Consider the following 17,728-nt stretch of genomic DNA (forward strand, 5'->3'; position numbering starts at 1 on the left):
CCCATGGATCCGATCACCCCGTCGCTGGCCCGCCACAGCCGCGCCGCCAAGCGTACCGTGATCCGCGCTCGGTTGCGCCGGTGCCGCCCGGCCGGTGGTGGCGCCTGCGCGCAGGCGGCTGAACTGGCATGATCGGCGGCGATCGTCCCCGCCTGGAACCGCCCGTGCCGTCGACATGGCTTGCCTCGCTGCTGCGCCCCGCGCCGGACTCGGCGGTGGCCGATACGCTGCGCCGGGGAAAATCGCCCTGGAGCGAGGCAGTCCACCTGCTGTGGTCGGTGTGGATCTTCCTGACGCCCTTGCTTGGCCACGGCTTCACCCTGCGCTGGCTGCTGCTGACGCTGGCCAGCTATCCGGTGTTCCTGCTGCTGTACGCCAAGGTGATGGTGGCGCCGCGCCATCACGCTCCGCGCTATGCGCTGGGCCTGATCGCGATGTCGCTGGTGCTGCTGCCCTGGTATCCGTCCGGGCTGACCTACTTCGTGTTCGGCTGCGTGCTGCTGCGGGTGAGCGGACGCGGTGGCTGGTGGCAGTATCTGCTGCAGCTCACTGGCCTGAACCTTCTGTTCTGCAGCCTCGCGCTGCTGTTCCAGTACCCGTGGCAGAGCCTGGTCTGGATCCCGGCCGTGTCCTACATCGTGGGGCTGGTCGTGAACGTGGAAGCGCTCAACCAGCAGAAGGATGCGGCACTGCAGCTGTCGCAGGACGAGGTGCGGCGGCTGGCGGCCACTGCCGAGCGCGAACGCATCGGCCGCGACCTGCATGACCTGCTCGGCCACACCCTGTCGCTGATCACATTGAAGCTGGAGCTGGCGCGCAAGCTGCACGACCGCGGCGACGCGCGCGCGCGGCTGGAGATCGGCGAGGCCGAGGCCATCGCCCGCGAAGCGCTGGCACAGGTGCGCAGCGCGGTTACCGGCATCCGCGCCAGCGACCTGGCCGGTGAGCTGGCATCGGCGCGGCTGCTGCTGGAATGCCAGCAGGTCCACCTTCAATACGCACCACCACCGGCGATGCCGGTGGATGTCGAACGCGGGCTGGCGCTGGTGCTGCGCGAGGCCGCAACCAATATCGTGCGCCATGCACAGGCGACACAGGCACGGGTGGAGTTCATGCTGGAGGGACGCATGCTGGCGATGCAGATCCGCGACGATGGCCGTGGCGGCGTGCAGGCCGAGGGCAACGGGCTGAGCGGCATGCGCGAACGCGTGGCCGCCCTGGGGGGCAGCCTGCAGGTACAGTCCGCAAAGGGTGAGGGCACGCGACTGACCGTGCGCGTGCCACTGGCTGCCGCGACCACACCGTTGCCGCCGGGAGCGCCGCCGTCGCTGGCACAGGACGGTGCCGCATGATCCGCATCCTGCTGGCCGAGGATCAGGCGATGGTGCGCGGTGCACTGTCGGCGTTGCTGGGCCTGGAGCCGGATATCGAGGTGCTGGGCAGCGCCGCCGATGGCGAAACCGCGTGGCGGATGCTGCAGCAGCTGCAACCGGACATCCTGGTCACCGACATCGAGATGCCCGGCCTGTCCGGGCTCGAGCTTGCCCAGCGCATCGCGCGCCACGAGCTGCCGATCAAGGTGGTGATCGTGACCACCTTCGCCCGCGCCGGTTTCCTGCGCCGCGCGCTGGAAGCCGGCGTGCTGGGCTACCTGCTGAAGGATGCACCGGCCGAGAACCTGGCCGATGCCCTGCGCAAGGTGAAACAGGGCATCCGCGCGATCGACCCGCAGCTGGCACTGGATGCGTGGTCGCAGGCCGATCCGCTGACCGACCGCGAGCGCCGCGTACTGCGGCTGGCGGGCGAGGGCCGCACCGCCAGCGAGATCGCCGAGCAGCTGGGGTTGTCGCACGGTACGGTGCGCAATTACCTGTCCGAGTGCATCGGCAAGCTGGGCGTGGCCAACCGGATCGAGGCGTACCGGCTGGCGCGGCAGAAGGGGTGGTTGTAGGGGCGTCCTGCTGTTCCCGGTGATTTCGTTTCCGCGACCACGGAGGGATGTCACTTTCTTTGCGCGCAAAGAAAGTAACCAAAGAAACGCTCCGCCGGCCGCGAGCCGGCGTGCTTCGCACGCCGGTGCCCTGCGCTCCTCGGTCCGTCGAGGGACGGCGCGGGAACTCGCTGCGCTCAGACACCCGCACCTCTTCGCCCTCGCCGGACCTGCGGTGCTCGGCTCGCTCAAGGCGGACTGGAAGGGCAAGAGCATCCACGCACGTCGTGGATCTACTGGGTGCAGCTGTGGCCTTTGACGTTGGGTCCGCCTTCTAGCGAGCCGAGCATCGCAGGGGAATCAGGGGCGCAGAGGCGCCGATGTCTGAGCGCAGCGAGTTCGGCGCCGTCCCCTGATTCACCGAGAAGCGCAGGGAACCGGCGCGGAGCGACGGCTCGCGATCTGGCGGCGTGTTTCTTTGGTTACTTTCTTTGCACGAGCAAAGAAAGTGACACCCCTCCGCGGGCGCGGAAACGATCCGCCGGGCATGGCCCGGCGCTACTCATGCGTGGGCGCAGAGGAGCTCGCTCTCAATCCTTCCCGCGCGCCATCGCCTGGAACACCCCGTCACGCCGCACCCACAGGTGGAACAGCGCCGCACCCACATGCATCAGCACCGTGGCAAACAACACATAGGCCAGCAGGCTGTGCGCATTGCGCAACGCGGCATACAGTGCCGGGGTATGGGGCACGATCGGCGGCAGGTGCAGGCCGCCCCACAGCACGATCGGGTAACCGCCGGCCGACAGCATCGCCCAGCCGATCAGCGGCATCGCCAGCATCAGTGCGTACAGCATCCAGTGCGAGGCCTTGGCCGCCATCACCTGCCACACAGGAAGATCCGCCGGCAGCGGCGGTGGGCGATGACGCAGCCGGTTGTACAGGCGCAGCAACACCAGTACGCCGATAGTGATGCCCAATGGGCGGTGCAGGTCGATCAGCATCGGCCGCAGGTGCAGCGAGGCGACCATGGTCACGCCAATGAACAGCATGGCGACGATCATCAGCGCCATGGACCAGTGCAGCACCCGCGCCAGCAGGTTGAAGTGGCCGTTGCCGGTGCTCATCGTGCGGCCTCCTTCCGTTGCTCGACGTTGCCGGTGGCGCGCTCGCGTTCGCGGCGGTTGAAGGACTGCGAATACACGGCCGAGCGGGCCGCCAGGATCGGATCGTCACTGCCACGCACGCCGCTGGGCAGGATCAGCGGATCGAAATTGATCTGCCCGCAGGCGCCCTGTTCCTGCGACTGCATGCGGTCCAGGCTGAGTACGCCGGCCACTACCTGGTCACGCGATTCGGGCCACGGTACCGACGGATCATCGATGGCATCGCCCGGCTCGGCGGTGGTCACGACCAGGTTCCAGCGCACCGGGCCGCTGGCCAGGCGCTGCTGCAGTTCCTGGCTGAGGAAATCGACGCTGGCCTGCTTGCGGGTTTCCGCATCCATCTCCACCACCGGCGCCTGCGGCTGCCAGCGCCAGCGCACCGCGCGCTTCTGGCCCTGTGCATTGGTGAACCAGAAGCTGTTGACGCTGTTGAAGGTGGTGTCGGCCCAGCTGCTGGTCCACGGCGCGGTCTTGGCCCACTGCTGGAAAGCCTGCGCACTGGGGTATTTGGCCAGCACCGCGGCCATCTTCTGCGGATCGGGCTTGCCGGTGGCCGGGTCGGGAATGGAGGCGCGGGTCTGCTCGTAGAACGCCTCTGCGCTGGGCACGGCGAAGAACGGGAAGCTGTTCATCGCCATGCGCCATTCCTGGCCATCATCGCTGACCATCTGCACCGCGAGGCTGCGCACGCGTGCGGTGTTGTCGGCGCCGTAGGGGTCGCCGCCGCCGATCGACAGGCGGCCCATCACCGGCACGCGGCGCTGCGAGAACACCCGTGCGCTGGACAGGGTGGGGGCCTGCGCGCTGGGTTCGAACCAGCCGCTCACGCAGATGCCCTTGCTGTGCGCGCGGCGGAAGCCCGGGTGGGCCGGGCCGGTGGCCTCGATGGTGTCGGTGAAGCGCTGCGCGGTCAGGCGGTTTCCAATCCAGCCGGCCAGCCAGGCGAAGGCCAGCGCGACGGCACCCAGAATGAGTGCGATCAGTGCGATCCAGAGCAGGGGGGAATGCTTGCGTGGCGCGCCCGGCGTCTGGCCAGCGCGGGTGTAGCGGAAGAGCGACATGGTCGGAGTCCTGCCTTCACGGAGCGTGTGGGTGGTCGACCTACACATCCTCGCAGAACCCGGCCGGGGCCGAAATTCAATTTTTCGTCAGATTTTCCGGGGACGGGGTGCCGACCAACGGTCGGCACCCACCCGATCAGCTGTAGCGCTGCTTCAGCATCGCCCACGCCGAGCGCAGCGCCAGCGCTTCGCCACCGGCCGGACGGCCCGGGCGCTCGCCGTCGTTCCAGGCATACACATCCAGGTGCGCCCAGCGCTGGCCGTCTTCCAGGAAGCGCTCCAGGTACAGCGCGGCGGTCACCGAGCCGGCCATGCGCGAACCGGCGTTGGCCAGGTCGGCGATGCCGCTGCTCAGGTAGCGCAGGTAGGGGCGCCACAGCGGCATGCGCCAGACCGGGTCGCGGGTCGCGTCACCGGCCTGCAGCCACTGCTGGGCCACCGTGTCGTCGTTGCTGAACAGTGCCGGCAGGTCCGGGCCCAGTGCGATGCGCGCGGCACCGGTGAGGGTGGCGAAATCCAGCACCAGGTCCGGCTTCTGCTCACCGGCGAAGGTCAGCGCATCGCACAGGATCACGCGGCCTTCGGCATCGGTGTTGTCGATCTCCACGCTCAGGCCCTTGCGGGTGGCGATCACTTCGCCCGGGCGGAAGGCATCCGGACCGATCGCGTTTTCCACCGCCGGCACCAGCAGGGTCAGCCGCACCGGCAGCCCACGTGCCATCACCAGGCCGGCCAGGGCCAGTGCGTGCGCGGCGCCGCCCATGTCCTTCTTCATGTTGCGCATGCCGTCGGCCGGCTTGATGTCCAGCCCGCCGGTATCGAAGCACACGCCCTTGCCCACCAGCACCAATGCCGGATCGGTGTCCTTGCCCCAGCGCAGCACGACCAGGCGCGGCGCACGATGCGAAGCGCGGCCCACGGCGTGGATGGCCGGGAAATTCTGCTTCAGCAGTTCGTCGCCGGTAATCGCCTCGACCTGCGCACCATGTGCATCGGCCAGCGCGCGCGCGGCGTCTTCCAGCTGCTGCGGGCCCATGTCTTCGGTCGGGGTGTTGACCCAGTCGCGCACGCGCAGGCTGGCGGCGATCAGGTCGGCCACTTCGCCGGATGGCGCCGCCACCAGCTGCGCCGGTGCGCGGTTGCGCTTGCGATAGCGGTCAAAGCGGTAGCTGCCCAGGCCCCAGCCCAGCTGCAGCAGCGCCCGTTCGGCGGCCGGCAGTTCATTGGCCAGCTGCCACACGCTGCCTTCCGGCAGCGCGTGCGGCGCATGCGCATAGCTGTAGGCATCGGCACGATCACCCACGCCCATCACGGCACCGGCCAGGCCATCGGCGCCCGGCAGCAGTGCCACGCTGTGGGCGCCGGCGTTGAAGCCCTGCGATGCCAGCCACGCCTGCGTGGCAGCCGGCTGGCTGTCCTTCCAGGCGGCGAACTGCTCGCGGTCCAGCACGTACAACGGCAGCGCCGCAGCGGTGTCGGCGGTGAAACCAGTGATCTCGCTCATGCGTCAGGTACTCCGGGGTGCGGCGGCGTCGAGGTTGGCATCCAACCAGTCGGCCAGGCCGGTAAGGGTGTCGAACTGCAGGTCCGGCTGCAGCTGCGGATGGGTCCAGGTGGCTGCGTCGCGGTTGATCCAGCAGCCGCGCAGGCCGGCGGCAATCGCCCCGGCCACGTCCATGTCGGCATGGTCGCCGACGTGCAGCACCTGTGCCGGTGCCACACCCAGGCGGGTGCACGCGGCATGGAAGATGCTGGCTTCGGGCTTGGCCGCGCCGTGTTCGCGCGAACCCAGCTGGAAGGCGAAATGATGGGCCAGGCCGATCCGCTCCAGGTCGGCGTTGCCGTTGCTCAGCGCCGCCACCGGTACCCGTGCGGCAATGCGCGCCAGCGCGTCGATCGCATCGGGATAGCACTCCACCTGGTTGCGCGCGGAGTAGAACACTTCATACGCAGGCTCCAGCAGATCGAGGCTGGCACCGCTGGTGTGCAGTGCTTCGTGCAGGGTCAGCCGGCGCAGCGCACTCAGGTCGTGGTGGAGGTACGGATGGGCGTGGTACAGCCGCTCGCGCAGTTCGCGCATCGCCTCCACCGGATACATCGCGGCGGTAGCGGGGCTGTGTTCGCACATCCAGGCGTGCAGGACCTGTTCGATGCGGGCGCCGATCGGAGCGAACGGCCACAGCGTGTCGTCAAGGTCGAGGGTGATGGCTTGGACGGGGAAATTCACCTCGCCATTCTACCCCTGCCCGCGCGGGCTTTCATGCGACGCGGCGGGCGGGTGGGCACTGTGGCTGGGCCGGGTCAGCGCAGGTTGTACGAGCAGGCGATGGTGGTCTGGCCGTCGAACTGCTGCACGTCCAGGTTGTGCCGCCCAACTTCCTTCGTGTAGGTGCCTGCTACCGGATCGGACATCTTCGCCAGTGCCGCGACCTGTTCCACACTGGCCGAGCTGAAGTACGCGGTGAAACTGTCGATGCCATCCTCGCCGCTGTCGCCGTCATAGGACTGCAGCCGGTTCACGGGCTGGCCCAGCACCATCAAGGGCGTGGTCAGCCGGAACTCGCCGCTGGATTCGCCGTCCTGCGCCCTTGCCGGGGCCGGTGCCAGCATCCGGGCCATGGCGTCGAACTGCATGGGCGTGAGGTGCCGCTTGCAGGTAACCGCCTCAGCAAGCTGGGTGCGCGCCTGATCGGCAGTCGGCGGTGTCGCGGCGAACGCGGGAGCGGCAATGCAGGCCAAGGCAAGGCAACGCGTGGCGAGAGAGTTCATACGAGCGGATCCATCCGGGTAGGGCGCCATAGTCTGCCACTTCGTCCCTGTTTCTGGTTCCGCCACCTGCGTCCATCCGTTGTTGATGCCGTCACTCCAGCAGGCGTGCCCAGCCCTGCATGCCATCCAGGCGTGCCAGCACCAGCTTGATGCACACCAGCAGCGGCACTGCCAGCAGCAGCCCGATCATGCCCCAGGCCCAGCCGAACACCATCAGCGCCAGGATCAGCACCAGCGGCGACAGCTTCATCCGACGGCCCAGCACGATCGGGGTCACCATCTGCCCTTCCAGGGTGTGCAGGCCCAGGTAGGCGGCGGCCGGCAGCAGGGCCTGCAGCGGGTCGCGGAACTCGACGAAGCCCATCAACAGCATCAATGCCACTCCGATCAGCGGGCCCACGTACGGGGCGAAGTTCAGTAGTGCAGCCACCGTGCCCCACAGCAGTGCTTCCTGCAGGCCGATGCCGAGCAGCATCAGCACGCCGGCGAACACCAGCCCGACCAGGGTGTTGATGACGCTGATGGTCAGCACGTAACGCGAGACCTCCCGTTCGATCGAACGCAGGATGTCGGTGGTGAACCGCTGCTGCTGGCGGTTCGGGAACAGGGCGATCGCTGCGCGCTGCAGGCTCTGCCCGTAGATCATGAAGAACAGGGTCAGCAGCACCACCGCCAGCACCGACGCGGCCAGGCGCGGTGCACGGGTCAGCATGCGGTATGGATCGTCCAGCTGGGTGCGGATCACCTGCACCTTGTGGTTGCTGTCACCGCCGGCCACGCGGGCGAAGTTTTCCGCCGCCTGGTTGGCCTGCTGCACCGGCTTGGTCAGGTCCTGCACCTGCCGGGCCACCTTGCGCAGCTGCTGCGGTGCTTCCTGCGCCCATTCCATCGCCGGACCGATCAACTGCACCGCCAGCGAACCGGTCACGCCCAGCCCGGCGCCGAGGATCAGCAGTGCGCCCAGGGCGCGCGGAATCCACAGCTTCTGCAGCAGGCGCAGGATCGGGTTGCCGACCAGTGCGAAGAACATCGCCAGCAGCACCGGCAGGATGATGTCCTGCGCGGCCCACAGCGTGTAGCCCACCGCCAGGGTGGCCAGGACCACCAGCGACATCGGCCCGCGTGGACGCGACGGGGGCGGCAGCGGCGCCTCCGCACCCTGCGGATCGGCTGGTGACGGGGACAGGAGGGACTCGCTCATCGACGCACCAACCGGGAAGGGGAGCGCATTATCCGCCGGCCGCGATCGGCGCGGCGGAGTGCGTGGATCAACGTTCGGACAGCTCGGTGGCGGCTTCGGCCGGGCGCGGTTCGCGCGGTTCCGGTTCGGGTTCCGGGCGGGGGGCAGGTGCCGGCCGTGCGTTGGCGGCGGAGGCCGCCGCCTGTGCCTGTTCGCTGGCATCGTCGGCTTCTTCGGCCGCGTCGTCGGCGGTCGCTGCAGCCTGTGCCGCCATCGCCGTGGCAAACGCCGCCTGGGCACTGGCGAACAGGTTCGAGACCGAACCGACCATCTGCAGCCAGCGCGCACCGTTGACCTTGCCGGGCACTTCCAGCTTGCCGGCGATGAAGCCACCGGCCAGGCCGACCACCACGATGCGCAACGGCGACCAGCCCTTTCGCCAGACGTCGCTGAGCGTGGACCAGTGGTCCTGGGTCTCGCCCAGGCGCACGGTCACCACCTGTTCGCAGCGTTTCACCCGCCGCTGCAGCGCGCCGAACTTCATGGCTTGCCCTCGGGCAGCTGCACGCCGGCATCGGGGTCGTCTTCGCTGGGCTCGTCGAACAGGCCCAGGCGTGACAGCTGGCGCCGGGTGGCATGCATGCCGGTGTGGTGGAAGAAGTAGGACACCCGCCAGATCGCGTAGCCGGTGACGGCCAGGCTCAGCAGCGAGGTGATCAGCAGCGCCTGCAGCCAGCTAAGGCCCCAGCTCTGCAGCAGGGCGATGAGGGTGGCCGCCATCAGCAGCCAGGCCGAGGCACCAAATACGATCGCCACGCCGGCCCAGGCCAGCGCACGGCCGAAGGCACTGCGGGCCAAGGCGAAGTCGGCCGAGGCCAGCCGGCGCAGCGAGCGCACGGTGTGCTTGGCCGAATCGGCAGCGGCACGACCGGCCGCGCCGACCTGGCGGATGCTCTCATCCAGCGGCGGGGTGGCCGCCGGATCAGGGGCTTGCGCGTTGTCTTCGCTCACGCCGCGGCTTACTTGTCGCTGCTGCCGCGGGCCAGCTTGGCGATGATCCAGCCGGCAGCGAAGGCGACGCCGAACGATGCCAGCGGACGCTCACGGATCAACTCGGCGGCGCTGTCGATCAGGTCCTTGCCCTTGTCCATCAACGCGTCAACCTGTTCCTTGGCAGCGGCACCACCGAATTCGGCGGCGGCCAGGCCAGACAGTGCGCTGTCGGACAGTTCGGCCTTGACGTTGGCCTTGCCGATGCGCAGCTCGTCGGTCGCGGCACCGGTTGCGCCCTTGATCGCACCGCCGGCGGCCGTGGCGGCCTGCTTCAGGTGGGAACCGGCTTCACCCAGGTGTTCCTTCAGGTTCTCGGTATTGGTGGGGCTCATCGAATCACTCCTGTTGCGATGGGGGAACGGGTGTCGGCGGTGCCGACCTGGACTGACAGCAATAGCATTGCCGGGGTATAGGGGGTGTTACGGCGGGGCGATCAGCGCATCACGAGCTGGCCCTGCTGCTGGCCATTGTTGCGCAGCACGCGCACCACCAGGGTCGGCGGGCGCTGCTGGAAGTTGGCACGCCAGCTGGCCAGGTCGGCGAATTCACCCACGGTGGCGTCGGTGATGATGTCGCCCTGCTGCAGGCCGTTGCTGGCCGCGCGGCTGCCACGCTTGACCTCGCTGACCAGCACGCCGCCAACACCCGACTGTCGCAGCGACTCGGGCAGGTCGACGAAGGTGGCACCGGTCAACCGCGGGTCCAGGCTCTCGCCGGTGACCGCACGCGCCTGTTCCTTCAGCGTGGCCTTGATCTGCACGGGCTTGCCTTCGCGGCGTACGTCCAGCGTCATCGGGCTGCCGACCGCAGCCAGGCCTTCCACGTTGTGCAGGGCTTCGGCGCTGTCCACGCGTTGGCCGTTGGCCGAGACCACCACGTCGCCCGGCTTCAACCCGGCCGCGGCGGCCGCCGAACCGGCCAGCACGCGGGTGATCAGCGCACCGCGCGTTTCGCCCAGGCCCAGCCCCTGCGCGATCTGCGCGGTCAGGTTCTGGCTCTCCACGCCCAGCGTGCCGCGTACCACCACGCCGTGCTTGACCAGCTGGTCGACCACGCTGCGCGCCAGGTTGGACGGAATCGCCAGGCCCAGGCCGATGTTGCCGGCCATGCTGCCCTGCGGGTTGAAGCTGGCGGTATTGATGCCGACCAGCTGGCCCTGCAGGTCGACCAGGGCGCCACCGGAATTGCCGGGGTTGATCGACGCATCGGTCTGGATGAAGTTCTGGTAGCCCAGGCCACGGATGCCGCTGCGGCCCACCGCCGAGACGATGCCCGAGGTGACCGTCTGGCTGAAGCCGAACGGGTTGCCGATGGCCACCACGAAGTCACCGACCCGCAGCTGGTCGCTGTTGCCGAGCTTGATGTCGGTCAGGTTCTGCGCCGGGATGCGGATCAGCGCGATGTCGGTATCGCGGTCCGAACCGAGGAACTCGGCCTTCACCGTGCGCCCGTCGGCCAGTGTCACCTGCACGTCATCGGCGTTGTCGATGACATGGTGGTTGGTCAGCACCAGGCCTTCCTTGGCGTCGATGATCACGCCCGAGCCCAGCGATTCGTTGATGCGCTCCTGCGGGATATCCGGGAACAGGCGGCGGAAGAACGGGTCGTTGAAGAACGGGTTGCGCACGCGCACCACCTGCTTGGTGTTGACGCTGACCACGGCCGGCATCGCCTTTTCCAGCATCGGCGCCAGCGAAGGCACCGCCTGTCCGGCCACCGCGGCCGGCAACGCGGCGGTGGTCGGCAGCACCGCTGGCAGCGGTGCTGCATCGGCACGGTTGTCCAGGTGGGCATTGATGCCGGTGGCAACGAAGCCACCGAAGGCGGCGGCGATTGCGAGCGTAAGCAGGGTGGGAAGCGGTCGCATGGTTGTCGGTTCGCTGGCGTGGGTGGGGGCGGTTCGGCCCTACGGTAAAACAAGCTGAATGAGTGTGTCGCGATCTGGATAAATGCGCCATGAAAACCGCAGGCCGCGAAAGGCGAGTGAGGAGGCTGACAGCATGGCTGTGGCGACACCGCACAGGCGACGCCTGCACCACCGAAGACGATCGCCGGGGGCGCCGACACAGACCGATACCTGCGCAGTTCCGCGCAACCGGGTGCCGCAATGCGCCACAGCACGCATCGGATGCCGCGTCCGTGCAACGGCACGCAACGGCCATCTTCGACCACGCGCTTGCTGTGGCGTAGTCCTTAAAAAAAGGGGTTTCCTGTGAACCCGCCGCTTCCGCGGCAGTGGTGGGCTACACCATGGCCGTCGCATCAGATGCGATTGCGGGCGCGTGCCCCGTTCCACGATCGTCAATGTCGGTATAGCATCGCCCCGTTTTGATACTTAAGGCCCCCAGGAGGGCAACATGAGCAACGGTAATGGTGTGTCGGTCGTGACCGACGCTGTCGAGAACGTCAAAGAAGCCGCCACCAACGTTGGCGAGACCATCGCCCACGCCGCCGAAGACGCCGTGAAGTCGGTCAAGAAGACCGTCAAGCGCGCCACCAAGGCGGCCGGTACCCGCGTTGCCAAGGCCAAGAAGGCCGTGGCCAAGGTCGAGAAGACCGTTGCCAAGAAGGCCGACAAGGCCGCCAAGTCGGTCGGCAAGACCGTTGCCAATGCCAAGAAGAAGCTGGAAGCGGCCAAGAAGAACGCCAAGGCCGAAGCCGCTGCCCTGAAGAAGGAAGTGGCCAAGAAGAAGGCCGCTGCAGGCAAGGCTGTGACCAAGAAGACCGCTGCCGCCAAGAAGGCCACCAAGGCTGCCGGCAAGAAGGTCGCCACCGTGAAGAAGGCCGCCACCAAGAAGGCCGCCGTCGCGAAGAAGACCGTTGCCAAGAAGACCGCGGCCGCCAAGAAGGTGGTCGGCAAGAAGGTCGCCACCGCCAAGAAGGCTGTGGCCAAGAAGACCGTCGCCGCCAAGAAGGTCGCCGGCAAGAAGGCCGTGGCTGCGAAGAAGGTTGTCGGCAAGAAGGTTGCCGCCACCAAGAAGGTCGCCACCAAGAAGACCGCGGCCGCCAAGAAGGTTGTCGGCAAGAAGGCTGCCGTCGCCAAGAAGGCTGTTGGCAAGAAGGCCGCCGTCGCCAAGAAGGCTGTCGGCAAGAAGACCGCCGTCGCCAAGAAGGCGGTGGGCAAGAAGGTTGCCGCCACCCGCAAGACGGTCGCCAGGAAGGCTGCGCCGCTGAAGAAGGTCGCCGCCAAGAAGGCTCCGGCCAAGAAGGCCGTGCGCAAGGTCGCCAAGCGCAAGTAATCGCGCCGTGACCGAAGGCCCTGCCACCCACCGGGTGGTAGGGCCTTTCGCGTTTCTGGGGCGCTACCTGGGGCAAGATGCAGGTTCTTCCCGCCGGAGCCCCGACCATGCGCGGTATCGACTTCAGTTCCTGGCAGGGCGTGCTGTCCACGTTGGCCGGCCTGGTCCTGATCACCCTGCTCGGCGTCGGCATCCGCCTGCTGGTGATGCAGACCCTGCAGCAGCGCCGCGAGCGCGAGAACCGGCAGATCAACGAACGGCTGCGCACGCTGATGGCCGCCTACAAGACCCTGGGCGGTTCGTTCACCGGCGAGCTGGGCGTGGATCCCAGCCATCGTCGCGACCTGCGCCAGCGCGAAGATGCCGACGGCATCGCCGAGCCGCGCTCGGACCGTGCGCGGCGCATCCGCGATGCGGTCGAGGCCGCGCTGTCGGACATCCTGCTGCTGGGCACCGACGAACAGGTGCGGCTGGCCACGCGTGCCGCCAACGAACTGGCACAGGGGCGCCCGGTGCATACCCACGAACTGGTGGTCTCGCTGCGCGACTTCGTGCGCGAAGCGCTGGATCTGGCCCCGATTCCGGCCGATCTGCAGATTCCACCGCAGGGGCCGACCCGGCCCGTTGCCAGTGGTGGCGGCAAGGGCCGTAACGACGGCGATGCCAAGGGCGGCCGTGCAGAGGCGGTGGCGGTGGTGGTGGAATGGGCGCCGGCATGGGCGGCATGGGCCTCGGTGCCGGCGCCGCACTGGGCGCCGGCCATGCTGCTGCCAGCGATGAAACGGACGCGCGCTGAGCACGTCCGCCGGGTTCAGCGCGTCAGCTCGTAGAGCGGCACGAAGCCGCCGTAGATCATCCGCGCGCCGTCGAACGGCATCGGATTCTTCGTTGGATCAAACCGCGGGTCCTCCATCATCTTCTTCATGCCGGCGTCGCGGGTCGGCTTGTCCGGCCATTCGATCCAGGAAAACACCACCGTCTCATCCGGCGTGGCTTTCACCGCGCCGAAGAAGTCGGTGGTCTTGCCGTGCGGCACGTCATCGCCCCAGCACTCGACCACGCGCAGCGCGCCGTACTCGATGAAAACGGGATCCCCTGTGCGTGCATGGGCGAGGAACTTCTCCTTGTTGGCGGTGGGCACCGCCAGGACGAAACCGTCGATGTAGCTCATTGCCTGCCTCCGGATGGACCGTGCCACATGCACGGCCTTCAGGTACACGACGAACCAGCGCGTAGGGAATCGACATCCCGCGTGCGCCTGTTCAGCCCGGGCCACCCGGGAGCGGGGCCAGCACCGTATCCGGTGGCTGCTGGCCGGCCAGGTGGCGCACGAAGTAGTCCCACATGCGGTGCGTGTAGGTGGCGTCGTTGCGGAACAGTTCGTGGTCCTGCCGGGCCAGGTACAGCAGGTCGTAACTACGCTGGGCCTTGTTCAGGGCCGCGGCCAGCTGCAGGGTCAGCGCCGGTGGCGCGTTCTCGTCCAGTTCGCCATAGACCAGCAGCAGATGCCCGCGCAGGTTGCCGGCCAGTGCCGCATTGTCGAGCCCGGCAAGGGGGGCCGGCACGCCACCGGCCATGGCTGTAGCTGGCACCACGCCACCGAACAGCCGGTCCATGCCGTGCAGGGCGCCGCCGTACATGCCCTGGAAATTGTGGCTGCCGGCCGAGGCCACAGCCACCTTGTAGAACGCCGGGTGGCGCAGCAGTGCACGCGCCGCGCTGTAACCACCGAACGAATGCCCGTAGATGCCGACCCGCTGCAGGTCGATGCCCCGGTAGCGTTCGCCCAGCTGGCGCAGCGCGGCCACATGGTCATCGAGCTGCACATCGGCGCCGTGCAGGAAGCTGCTGTCATGGAATGCCTTGTCGCGGCCGCCGGTGCCGCGGGCATCGATGCTGACCACCACGAAGCCGAGCTCGGCCAGGCTGGCGCGCGATACCGGGTTCTGCGCCGAAACCGCTTCGGCATAGGTCACCGGCGCATTGCTGATGAAGGCGCCGCCGTACATCGCGTCGATCACCGGGAAGCTGCCGTCATCGCGATAGTCGCGGGGCAGGTAGACGGTGGCGAAGATCGGCGTGCGCCCGTCGGCGGCCAGCAGCCGTTCGCGCCGCGGCGGCCGCCAGCCAGCAGCGATGATCGCCTGCGCATCCGCAGCCTCCAGCACCATCACTTCGCTGCCATCGTCGCTGGCGCGCAGCACCGTGCGCGGCGGCTGCGCGAGGCTGGACACGGTATCCACCAGATAGCTGCCGCCCGGCGACAGCGCCTGCGGCGCGCGTCCGCCGAACAGCATGCCGGTGCCCGCATCGGCCAGGTGGTCGCTGCCATCGGCGGCCAGGCGCTGCACCGGCCCACCGTGCAGTGCTACCCGGTACAGGCCACGTACGTAGGGATCGCCGCCCTCGACACCGCCAGCACTGAAGTATGCCCAAGCGCCTGCGCTGTCCACCCCGAGCAGGTCACGCACCGCCCACCGGCCGCGGGTGAGCTGGCGCATCACCTTGCCGTCGGACAGGCGCACCCGGTACAGATGGCCCCAGCCATCACGCTGCGAGAACCACACGGCGGTGTCCTGGCCGGGCAGGATCGCAACCGAGGCACGGTTGTAGGAATACAGGCTGAGCTGCAGGCGCGCGTCGCCGGCTTCTTCCAGCACGGTGCGCAGCGCACCGCTGCCGGCATCGATCTCCACCAGGCGCAGTCGTCGCGGCGCGCCGAAGTGCGCGATCGCGGCATACAGCCGGTGGCCGTCCCAGCCCAGCACGCCGGCCTCGCTGAGGGTGTTCCAGCCCTCGGGCAGGGTGATGTCCTGCTGCCGGCCGCTGCGCACATCGACGATGTACAGGCTGTCACGCACCTGCTGTGCATCGCCCAGCAATCCCAGTTTCACCGTGTGCACGCGGGGCCGCGCGCCGCCGGCCGGGGTGCTTTCCAGATAGGGGTAGTCCTGCAGCGCACGTTCGTCGTAGCGGATGCCGGCAACATAGCGTCCATCGGGCGACCAGCCGACGGCGAATGGCCGCGCCGGCATCCGGCCCTGGCTGCGTGGAATACCGCGCAGGGTGAAATCGGGCAATACACCATAGCCATGGCCGGCGACACCGCCGGTGGTCAGCGCCCGCGGTGCCTGTCGGCGTTGCTGCAGCCATAGATTGTGGTCGCGCACCTGCAGCCAGGCCTCGCCGTCGGGTGCGGGCAGTGCATCGGCAGCAGGCATGGCGCCCTGCGTCCGCAGGCACTGCCAACGTGGCCACTGGCAGTCGACGCCGGCTTCACCGCTGAAGCGCAGGCGCAGGCCATCGGCCAGCACCTGCACATTGACCAACCGCAACCGTTGCCCGTTCACCCCCAGGGCCCCCGCAGCGCTGTCCAGCGCAGCGCGATCGAAAAGGATCTGCCGGGAGGCCTGCGCCGGATCGACCAGCACGCCCTCGCGCCGGCCCTGGCCGTCTTCGCGTTCGTACCAGAAGCGGCCATCGGCCAGCCAGTTCGGCAGGAGCGAGGCATTGCGCAGCGCACCGCGCAGGTGGCTGTCGTGCACGCGCTCGGCGCGCTGGTAATCGGAGGGCTGCAACGGCCGAGCCGATGCTGTGGAAAGCACGCCGATGAAGGCGAGGACGGCGGCGCAGAACCGGAACCGCAGCGGGGCAGGTACGTGCAAGGCAACCTCCTGTTGCAAGGGTCAGCGGAATTCGAATGCACGCGCGCCGCGCGCGTATGCCAGACGCAGCCTGAATCAAGCCAAAAAATTCAGCAATGCGAAGACCGCTGTTTTCAGGGAGCGTTGTGGCGAATAACGGAGAATTTACATTCCCGATGCGATGGCGCCCTGGCGCTGCTGCACACCATAAGAAAGTAAAGGTGTACCCCCATGAAGAATTCGCTGATTGCTCTGGCCCTGGCCGCTGCCCTGCCGTTCACCGCTTCGGCTGCTGAGAACCTGTCCTACAACTACGCCGAAGCCGACTACGCCAAGACCGACGTTGAAGGCATCAAGGCCGACGGCTGGGGCGTGAAGGGTTCCTACGGCTTCCTGCCGAACTTCCACGCCTTCGGCGAATACAGCCGCCAGGAAATCGACCACACCAACCTGAAGGTTGACCAGTGGAAGGTCGGTGCCGGCTACAACGTTGAAATCGCTCCGAGCACCGACTTCGTTGCCCGCGTTGCCTACCAGAAGTTCGACCGCAAGCACGGTCTGGACTTCAACGGCTACAGCGCTGAAGCCGGTATCCGCACTGCCTTCGGCGCCCACGCCGAGGTCTACGGCATGGTCGGTTACGAAGACTACGCCAAGAAGCACGGCGTCAATCCGGATGGCCAGTGGTACGGCCGCCTGGGTGGTCAGGTCAAGCTGAACCAGAACTGGGGCCTGAACGGCGAGCTGAAGATGAACCGCCACGGCGACAAGGAATACACCGTCGGCCCGCGCTTCAGCTGGTAATTGCTGCCTCGGCGCGATTGCGCGCTGGAGACGCCCCAACAGGCCCGGCATTTGCCGGGCCTGTTGCGTTTGCGCCGTGGCAAACCGGAATGCTGTCTGACTGGCGGAATGCGCGGGCCAGCCATTGCAAGGAATTGGATTCCGCCGCTGCGGGCACCGACCTACGTTGGATGTCCCATGTTGCCTGGACATGCCGCAATGCCGCTGACCCTCCCGCCTCTGCTGCCTGATCGGCCACGACGCCTGGCGCTGCTGGACCCGCACCCGGTACTGCGGTTGGGCGTGGAAGTGCTGCTGCGCCAGCACGCGGGTGTGCAGGTACGGGTGAGCCTGTCCAGCGAGGCGCACCTGCTGCACCTGCTGGAGCGCAGCCCGACGTGTGTCGACCTGCTGCTGATCGATGCGTTGCCCATGGGCGACCTGGGCGATGGGTTGGCCCTGTTGCACGTGCTGTCGCAGCGCTGGCCGGCACTGCCGGTGCTGGTGCTCTCGGCACACTGCAATGCCAGCACGGTGGCCACCGCGATGCGTGCCGGTGCGCGCGGCTTCCTGTCCAAGTCGACGCCACCGGACGTGCTGCTGCGTGCCATTGATGTGGTCGCCCGGGGAGGGCGCTTCGTGCCACCGGAGCTGCGCGCGGAACTGAACCTGCCGGGCACGCGTGCACGCAGAATGCCGGCCCCGGCACTGGTGCCGTTGAGCCAGCGCGAACGGGAAGTGCTCGGGCTGGTGCTGAAAGGGGTCAGCACCAGCGAAATGGCCCTGCGATCGGGGCGTTCAGCCAGCACGATCAGCTCGCAGAAAACCTCGGCCTACCGCAAGCTCGGCATCCGCGGGGACGGTGACCTGTTCCGCTTCCGCCACCTGCTGGAATGCGGATGA

18 protein-coding genes and 1 pseudogene are annotated in these 17,728 nt (G+C 68.0%); 7 read left to right on the forward strand and 12 right to left on the reverse strand.

From position 1 onward, the window contains the following. Positions 1-3 precede the first annotated feature (3 nt). The 3 genes from ACT6SE_RS00340 to ACT6SE_RS00350 are packed head-to-tail and all read left to right on the forward strand — an operon-like array spanning position 4 to position 1,951. Positions 4-132 carry a hypothetical protein gene (locus ACT6SE_RS00340; protein WP_257473236.1) on the forward strand — a complete coding sequence of 43 codons (129 nt, stop codon included), beginning with the start codon at positions 4-6 and terminating at the stop codon, positions 130-132. After that, positions 129-1,352, forward strand: a complete 1,224-nt coding sequence (locus tag ACT6SE_RS00345) for a sensor histidine kinase (protein ID WP_032956229.1) — start codon at positions 129-131, stop codon at positions 1,350-1,352. The genes ACT6SE_RS00340 and ACT6SE_RS00345 overlap by 4 nt, the downstream gene beginning before the upstream one ends. Further along, on the forward strand, positions 1,349-1,951 hold the full coding sequence (locus tag ACT6SE_RS00350) for a response regulator transcription factor (RefSeq protein WP_014645643.1): 603 nt from the start codon (positions 1,349-1,351) through the stop codon (positions 1,949-1,951). The genes ACT6SE_RS00345 and ACT6SE_RS00350 overlap by 4 nt, the downstream gene beginning before the upstream one ends. Positions 1,952-2,520: 569 nt before the next feature. On the opposite strand, the gene ACT6SE_RS00355 is transcribed toward ACT6SE_RS00350, so the two are convergent. The 10 genes from ACT6SE_RS00355 to ACT6SE_RS00400 all read right to left on the reverse strand — a co-directional run bounded on the left by ACT6SE_RS00355 (position 2,521) and on the right by ACT6SE_RS00400 (position 11,026). Next, positions 2,521-3,057, reverse strand: a complete 537-nt coding sequence (locus tag ACT6SE_RS00355) for a cytochrome b (RefSeq protein WP_032961466.1) — start codon at positions 3,055-3,057, stop codon at positions 2,521-2,523. Then, positions 3,054-4,157 carry a catalase family peroxidase gene (locus ACT6SE_RS00360; RefSeq protein ID WP_032961465.1) on the reverse strand — a complete coding sequence of 368 codons (1,104 nt, stop codon included), beginning with the start codon at positions 4,155-4,157 and terminating at the stop codon, positions 3,054-3,056. Before ACT6SE_RS00360 ends, ACT6SE_RS00355 begins: the two co-directional genes overlap by 4 nt. Positions 4,158-4,293: 136 nt before the next feature. After that, on the reverse strand, positions 4,294-5,661 hold the full coding sequence (locus ACT6SE_RS00365) for a leucyl aminopeptidase family protein (protein WP_046428142.1): 1,368 nt from the start codon (positions 5,659-5,661) through the stop codon (positions 4,294-4,296). A gap of 3 nt (positions 5,662-5,664) precedes the next feature. Continuing rightward, positions 5,665-6,384, reverse strand: coding sequence for an HAD family hydrolase (locus tag ACT6SE_RS00370; protein ID WP_046428145.1), 720 nt, complete (start codon positions 6,382-6,384; stop codon positions 5,665-5,667). A gap of 74 nt (positions 6,385-6,458) precedes the next feature. Beyond that, positions 6,459-6,926, reverse strand: a complete 468-nt coding sequence (locus tag ACT6SE_RS00375) for a hypothetical protein (protein ID WP_032961458.1) — start codon at positions 6,924-6,926, stop codon at positions 6,459-6,461. 91 nt (positions 6,927-7,017) lie between these two features. Continuing rightward, positions 7,018-8,127, reverse strand: a complete 1,110-nt coding sequence (locus ACT6SE_RS00380; protein WP_032961455.1) for an AI-2E family transporter — start codon at positions 8,125-8,127, stop codon at positions 7,018-7,020. Positions 8,128-8,194: 67 nt separating this feature from the next. Then, a complete protein-coding gene (locus ACT6SE_RS00385; protein WP_014645650.1) occupies positions 8,195-8,650 on the reverse strand; it encodes a hypothetical protein in 456 nt (151 codons plus the stop codon). Beyond that, the gene (locus ACT6SE_RS00390; RefSeq protein WP_014645651.1) at positions 8,647-9,117 is read right to left on the reverse strand and encodes a phage holin family protein; all 471 of its coding nucleotides are present in this window, start codon (positions 9,115-9,117) and stop codon (positions 8,647-8,649) included. Before ACT6SE_RS00390 ends, ACT6SE_RS00385 begins: the two co-directional genes overlap by 4 nt. An 8-nt stretch (positions 9,118-9,125) precedes the next feature. After that, a complete protein-coding gene (locus ACT6SE_RS00395) occupies positions 9,126-9,491 on the reverse strand; it encodes a hypothetical protein (RefSeq protein WP_004153835.1) in 366 nt (121 codons plus the stop codon). A 101-nt stretch (positions 9,492-9,592) separates the two neighbouring features. Next, entirely contained in the window at positions 9,593-11,026 is a 1,434-nt protein-coding gene (locus ACT6SE_RS00400) for a Do family serine endopeptidase (protein WP_014645652.1), read from the reverse strand. A gap of 490 nt (positions 11,027-11,516) precedes the next feature. On the opposite strand from ACT6SE_RS00400, the gene ACT6SE_RS00405 reads away from it, so the two are divergent. Continuing rightward, complete coding sequence (locus tag ACT6SE_RS00405; RefSeq protein WP_046428150.1) at positions 11,517-12,398, forward strand: hypothetical protein; 882 nt, start codon at positions 11,517-11,519, stop codon at positions 12,396-12,398. Positions 12,399-12,505: 107 nt separating this feature from the next. Next, positions 12,506-13,194, forward strand: a pseudogene (locus ACT6SE_RS00410) (hypothetical protein). Positions 13,195-13,209: 15 nt separating this feature from the next. Here the strand turns inward: ACT6SE_RS00410 and ACT6SE_RS00415 are convergent. Together ACT6SE_RS00415 and ACT6SE_RS00420 are read right to left on the reverse strand one after the other, a co-directional pair. After that, the gene (locus ACT6SE_RS00415) at positions 13,210-13,569 is read right to left on the reverse strand and encodes a DUF1428 domain-containing protein (protein ID WP_014645655.1); all 360 of its coding nucleotides are present in this window, start codon (positions 13,567-13,569) and stop codon (positions 13,210-13,212) included. A gap of 91 nt (positions 13,570-13,660) precedes the next feature. Further along, positions 13,661-16,063 carry a S9 family peptidase gene (locus ACT6SE_RS00420; protein ID WP_046428152.1) on the reverse strand — a complete coding sequence of 801 codons (2,403 nt, stop codon included), beginning with the start codon at positions 16,061-16,063 and terminating at the stop codon, positions 13,661-13,663. Between the two features lie 210 nt (positions 16,064-16,273). Here ACT6SE_RS00420 and ACT6SE_RS00425 point away from each other — a divergent pair, with 210 nt between their 5' ends. Both ACT6SE_RS00425 and ACT6SE_RS00430 read left to right on the forward strand, forming a co-directional pair. After that, a complete protein-coding gene (locus tag ACT6SE_RS00425) occupies positions 16,274-16,846 on the forward strand; it encodes an OmpO family porin (RefSeq protein WP_014645657.1) in 573 nt (190 codons plus the stop codon). 198 nt (positions 16,847-17,044) lie between these two features. Continuing rightward, on the forward strand, positions 17,045-17,728 hold the full coding sequence (locus tag ACT6SE_RS00430; RefSeq protein WP_032961444.1) for a response regulator transcription factor: 684 nt from the start codon (positions 17,045-17,047) through the stop codon (positions 17,726-17,728).

It is taken from the genome of Stenotrophomonas sp. LC732 (assembly GCF_052446685.1).
In the GTDB taxonomy this organism is placed as follows: domain Bacteria; phylum Pseudomonadota; class Gammaproteobacteria; order Xanthomonadales; family Xanthomonadaceae; genus Stenotrophomonas; species Stenotrophomonas muris.

Coding starts and splice junctions, on each gene's coding strand:
- ACT6SE_RS00340 (WP_257473236.1), top strand. CDS start 4: ATGGATCCGATCACCCCGTCGCTGGCCCGCCACAGCCGCGCCGCCAAG.
- ACT6SE_RS00345 (WP_032956229.1), top strand. CDS start 129: ATGATCGGCGGCGATCGTCCCCGCCTGGAACCGCCCGTGCCGTCGACA.
- ACT6SE_RS00350 (WP_014645643.1), top strand. CDS start 1,349: ATGATCCGCATCCTGCTGGCCGAGGATCAGGCGATGGTGCGCGGTGCA.
- ACT6SE_RS00355 (WP_032961466.1), bottom strand. CDS start 3,057: ATGAGCACCGGCAACGGCCACTTCAACCTGCTGGCGCGGGTGCTGCAC.
- ACT6SE_RS00360 (WP_032961465.1), bottom strand. CDS start 4,157: ATGTCGCTCTTCCGCTACACCCGCGCTGGCCAGACGCCGGGCGCGCCA.
- ACT6SE_RS00365 (WP_046428142.1), bottom strand. CDS start 5,661: ATGAGCGAGATCACTGGTTTCACCGCCGACACCGCTGCGGCGCTGCCG.
- ACT6SE_RS00375 (WP_032961458.1), bottom strand. CDS start 6,926: ATGAACTCTCTCGCCACGCGTTGCCTTGCCTTGGCCTGCATTGCCGCT.
- ACT6SE_RS00380 (WP_032961455.1), bottom strand. CDS start 8,127: ATGAGCGAGTCCCTCCTGTCCCCGTCACCAGCCGATCCGCAGGGTGCG.
- ACT6SE_RS00385 (WP_014645650.1), bottom strand. CDS start 8,650: ATGAAGTTCGGCGCGCTGCAGCGGCGGGTGAAACGCTGCGAACAGGTG.
- ACT6SE_RS00395 (WP_004153835.1), bottom strand. CDS start 9,491: ATGAGCCCCACCAATACCGAGAACCTGAAGGAACACCTGGGTGAAGCC.
- ACT6SE_RS00400 (WP_014645652.1), bottom strand. CDS start 11,026: ATGCGACCGCTTCCCACCCTGCTTACGCTCGCAATCGCCGCCGCCTTC.
- ACT6SE_RS00405 (WP_046428150.1), top strand. CDS start 11,517: ATGAGCAACGGTAATGGTGTGTCGGTCGTGACCGACGCTGTCGAGAAC.
- ACT6SE_RS00415 (WP_014645655.1), bottom strand. CDS start 13,569: ATGAGCTACATCGACGGTTTCGTCCTGGCGGTGCCCACCGCCAACAAG.
- ACT6SE_RS00425 (WP_014645657.1), top strand. CDS start 16,274: ATGAAGAATTCGCTGATTGCTCTGGCCCTGGCCGCTGCCCTGCCGTTC.
- ACT6SE_RS00430 (WP_032961444.1), top strand. CDS start 17,045: ATGCCGCTGACCCTCCCGCCTCTGCTGCCTGATCGGCCACGACGCCTG.